Origin of the sequence: uncultured Treponema sp., assembly GCF_946187725.1 — a bacterium.
GTDB lineage: Bacteria > Spirochaetota > Spirochaetia > Treponematales > Treponemataceae > Treponema_D.
Window position 1 is genome coordinate 1 of sequence record NZ_CAMHSK010000075.1, and the last position, 4,386, is coordinate 4,386.

Here is a 4,386-nt window from a genome sequence, read left to right on the forward strand (position 1 = left end):
TACAAATTATCCCAAATTATAATGATTCTGAAACCATTTTTGAGAAAAAAACAAAAATAAAAGAAAGTAGAAGAGCGTCATTTTCAGATTTATGCTTAAAGAATAAATCGACATTTTATTGTATAGAGGCAAAACGTACAGAACCTAAATACGAAACTGTAAAGAAATTTCTCCAAAAAGATGAGCGGCATAAAGTAGTATTGAACGGTTGGCTAGAAATAATAAATAAACGCTGTAATACAAATCTTTCAATTGATGATGTATATGATATTACTTATCAAATGATTCATAGATTTGCATCTGCATGTAATGTTCCTAAAGATAAAAAAGCTGAATTATTATATTTTTGTTTTGATATAAACGAAAGCAAAAAGAATTATTATTATTCTGAATTATTAAAAATAATAATTCTGACAAATGCAATAGTTCCAATAAAATTAGTCCTTTTTAAAATAGAAGCCTTTTCTGTTTTTGAGGAACTTGAAGAAAGATGGTCTATTAAAAAACAACGAAAATTATCATCAGGTATAAAAGAAGCCATGAACAAAAAGGTAATGAATATAGCCCTTGAGAAAATAATAGAAGTAAAATAATAGGTGGGAATAAATGAGCAACTTAAGTAGTTTTGTAAAACGTATTCGCGATGTAATGCGTAACGATGCCGGTATTAACGGTGACGCACAGAGAATTGAACAGATGGCCTGGATGCTCTTCTTAAAAGTATATGATGCAAAAGAAGAGGACTGGGAATTTGAAGACGAAAAATATGAATCAATAATCCCGGAAGAACTCCGCTGGCGTAACTGGGCTCACACAGAAAATCAAGGTGACGGTCTTACCGGCGACAAGCTCTTAAACTTTGTAAACAATAAACTCTTCCCTACATTAAAGAATCTTGAAATCTCACCTGATACACCAATCCGACAAAGTATTGTCCGCACAACTTTTGAAGATGCAAACAACTACATGAAAGATGGTGTACTTCTGCGCCAGATTGCAAACATCATTGATGAACTTGATTTTGGAAGCTACGAAGAAACTCATGCTTTTGGTGAAATCTACGAAACAATTCTTAAAGAACTTCAGAGCGCAGGTAGTGCAGGTGAGTTCTATACACCGCGTGCCGTAACTCAGTTCATGGCAAAAATGATTAAGCCTCAGATTGGCGAAACAATGGCAGATTTTGCCTGCGGAACCGGTGGCTTCCTTTCAAGCTGGATTAAAGAACTTGAAGAAGTAAAAGACGCTAAAGGCAGCATTTCAAACGAAGAATCAGAAAAAATCTATAACTCAATTTATGCCATAGAGAAAAAGCAGTTTCCATATATGCTTTGTGTTACAAACATGCTGTTACATGGCCTCGATAGCCCAAAAGTTTATCACGGAAACTCTCTCATTTATAAACTTTTGGACTACACTCAGAAAGATGCCTTTGATGTAATTCTTATGAATCCACCATACGGTGGAAGCGAAAAAGACGACATTAAACAGAACTTCCCGGCAGATTTGCGTTCAAGTGAGACAGCAGATTTGTTTATGGCAGTTATTATGTACCGCCTTAAAAAAGATGGCCGCGCTGCTGTAATTGTTCCTGATGGATTCTTGTTTGGAAACGATAATGCAAAGAACAATCTTAAGAAAAAAATACTTATAGATTTTAACCTTCACACAATTGTCCGATTGCCTGGAAGTGTATTCAGCCCGTATACAAGTATTACAACAAACATTCTTTTCTTTAATAACGAAGAACCAACAGGAAAGACATGGTTCTACCGTGTAGACATACCAAGTGACAGAAAGCACTTTAGTAAAACAAAGCCGATGGAATTAAAGCACTTTGATGACTGTATTGCCTGGTGGAATGACCGTAAAGAAATTACAGATGAAGAAGGTAATCCAAAAGCAAAATGTTTTACTGCTCAGGAACTTATTGATTCAAACTACAACTTTGATGTCTGCGGTTATCCTCACGAAGAAGAAGAAATCTTAAGCGTTGCAGAAACAATCCAGAACTACGAAGAAAAACGTTCAAAGCTTAATGCCGATATAGCCAATCTTCTTGCGCAGATTACAGAACTTCATCAGAAAGCACAGAAAGGGGAGTTGTAAATGGTCGATAAATCGCTTTTGAAGCTGGAAATGGTCGATAAAGCCAACTTTAGCCGAGAAACTGGTCGATATTCTGCATTTTATGAGCGATAAATCCCAAATCACTACAGAGGAACTTGTGCGGCATTTTGATTTTGCGCCTACAACAGCCAAGCGTTACCTGCGCCAGCTGACCGAATTCGGTTATCTTGAATCGATGGGCGGGAATAAAAATAGAATATATAAGCTAAAAGAAGGGGAACTGTACTAGATGTATTTAAAAAAAACAGTCCGCGGTCCCTGCGTCATCATACGATGAACCACCTGCTCAAGGCAGGGAGAAGGAATCCCGCGGCTTACATGAGTAATATACTGTATTTTTCTCAAAAAATCAAGTAAAATAGAGATGTTATGAAGCAGAATCAATTTGACAGTTTAGAAAATGCGCTTACACAGATCCGTTTACAGGTGTATGCAGGTAACACAAAAGAGGAAATAATCAACAATTATTTGAATAATATTGAGATATGCCGCGCATTTTATCCACTCCTGCATTTTTTTGAGGTCTGCCTTCGTAATGCGATAGATAAATCTCTTACAGCTTATGTTAACGGTCAGGAATGGATGGATATTCTCCCCTTAGATTCAAAAAGTAAGCTAAAAATCATTAATGCAAAACAAACTATACAATTACATAAGCATATTGTTACGCATGACAGAATTGTTGCAGAATTAAGTCTTGGTTTTTGGACATCTTTTGTTTCCAAGAAGTTTTCACAGTATCCGTTTCAAGGATATGTATTACGATTCGCTTTTCCAAATTGCCCAAAATTTATGCGTACTGCCAAAAATATGCAAAAAAGATTTGAAAGCTTCAGAATTCTTCGAAATAGAATTTCTCACTGTGAGCGTATAAATCATTTTAAAAAACTTACGATTTTGCACACTGAATTGTTAGAAAGTATCGGTTGGATTGAAAAAGAAGTTGCTGACCTTGCTTCAAAAATGGATAATGTTCAGTCCTCACTAAATTTTAGGATACCCCTATGACCGCAAAAGATTTGAAAAACGCACTTCTACAGGAAGCAGTGCAAGGTAAATTAGTTCCTCAGATTGCAAGCGAAGGCAATGCACGGGACTTGCTGGAAGAAATACGCAAGGAAAGATTGTCACACGGATTGGATTTGCGCCTTGAAGCTTCGCTGGCAATAAACGCAAAATCTGGAAAAAGGAAATCAAAAAAAGAGACAGCGTTAGCTTGCTCGAATCCGTGTGACATTACAGAAGATGAGATTCCGTTTGAAATCCCTGAAAGCTGGTGCTGGTGCAGGTTGGGGGAGATTTGCGTATCATTTTCCACTGGCCCATTTGGAACTATGCTTCATAAAGCAGATTATGTCGAGAAAGGAGGAGTTCCTCTAGTTAATCCTGCGAATATAAAAAATGGATACATTGATTCTTCTAATATTAAACTTGTTTCGAGAGAAAAATATTCAGCATTGCAGGCTTATGTACTTGCAGAGAATGATGTCATCATTGCACGAAGAGGCGATCTAAGGAAATGCGCCGTCGTGTCAGCAAAAGAGAAAGGCTGGCTTGCTGGTACAGGGGCGTTTTTCCTTCATACAACGGGGATTGATACTTCATTCTTTAAGTTATTTTATACTTCATCGTTTGCACAAAATTTTTTATTGTCTGATAGCATCGGTACTACGATGGATAATCTTAATCAGTCTTTACTTTCTCGCCTTCCATTTCCTCTCCCGCCACTCGCCGAGCAAAAACGCATAGTCGCTGCAATCGAAAAGTTCATGCCGCTCATAGAAGAATATGGCAAAAAAGAAACAGAACTCAAAGCATTTAATGAACAAATCGGCACACTCACAAAAAAAGCAATCCTGCAGGAAGCTTTTCAAGGTCGGCTTCTTGCGAATCCGTCCTTGAAGACGAGTTTTGACTTGCCGGGCAATGGCCCGTCATGTCCGCAAGCGGACACCGCCAAAACTCGCGGCATCAACTTGCAAACAGGAAAAGCTTTGCTTGAAGAGATTCGCAAGGAAAAAGCCCGACTCATAAAAGAAGGTAAACTGAAAAAGGAAAAGCCTCTGCCTGAAATTACAGAAGATGAGATTCCGTTTGAAATCCCAGGAAGCTGGTGTTGGTGTCGGTTGGGGGAGATTGTGCCTTTTGGAGTATGTCAAAATGCTGAACCTCAAGAAATAGATGATGAAGATTGGATTTTAGATTTGGAAGATATAGAAAAAGATTCGGGAAAAATACTTTCTTTTAAAACAAAAA

At 37.5% G+C, this 4,386-nt stretch carries 6 protein-coding genes; 5 read left to right on the forward strand and 1 reads right to left on the reverse strand.

Annotated features, from left to right (window positions below; translation table 11 throughout):
* The 4 genes from Q0Q74_RS14085 to Q0Q74_RS14100 form a co-directional block, all read left to right on the forward strand.
* The coding region (locus Q0Q74_RS14085) for a hypothetical protein (RefSeq protein ID WP_294431895.1) at positions 1-593 on the forward strand (593 nt) is incomplete at its 5' end.
* A 13-nt stretch (positions 594-606) separates the two neighbouring features.
* A complete protein-coding gene (locus Q0Q74_RS14090) occupies positions 607-2,109 on the forward strand; it encodes a class I SAM-dependent DNA methyltransferase (protein ID WP_294431896.1) in 1,503 nt (500 codons plus the stop codon).
* An 82-nt stretch (positions 2,110-2,191) separates the two neighbouring features.
* Positions 2,192-2,359 (forward strand): helix-turn-helix domain-containing protein, encoded by a 168-nt coding sequence (locus Q0Q74_RS14095; RefSeq protein WP_294431897.1) that lies wholly within the window; start codon positions 2,192-2,194, stop codon positions 2,357-2,359.
* 140 nt (positions 2,360-2,499) lie between these two features.
* Positions 2,500-3,138: a hypothetical protein gene (locus Q0Q74_RS14100; RefSeq protein ID WP_294431898.1), complete on the forward strand. Its 639-nt coding sequence runs from the start codon at positions 2,500-2,502 to the stop codon at positions 3,136-3,138.
* 58 nt (positions 3,139-3,196) lie between these two features.
* Here Q0Q74_RS14100 and Q0Q74_RS14105 read toward each other — a convergent pair whose 3' ends face one another.
* Positions 3,197-3,448: a hypothetical protein gene (locus tag Q0Q74_RS14105; protein WP_294431904.1), complete on the reverse strand. Its 252-nt coding sequence runs from the start codon at positions 3,446-3,448 to the stop codon at positions 3,197-3,199.
* Between Q0Q74_RS14105 and Q0Q74_RS14110 the strand changes: the two genes are divergently transcribed.
* Positions 3,420-4,386 (forward strand): restriction endonuclease subunit S (locus Q0Q74_RS14110; RefSeq protein ID WP_294431901.1); only part of this gene is annotated, 967 nt, incomplete at its 3' end. The genes Q0Q74_RS14105 and Q0Q74_RS14110 overlap by 29 nt on opposite strands.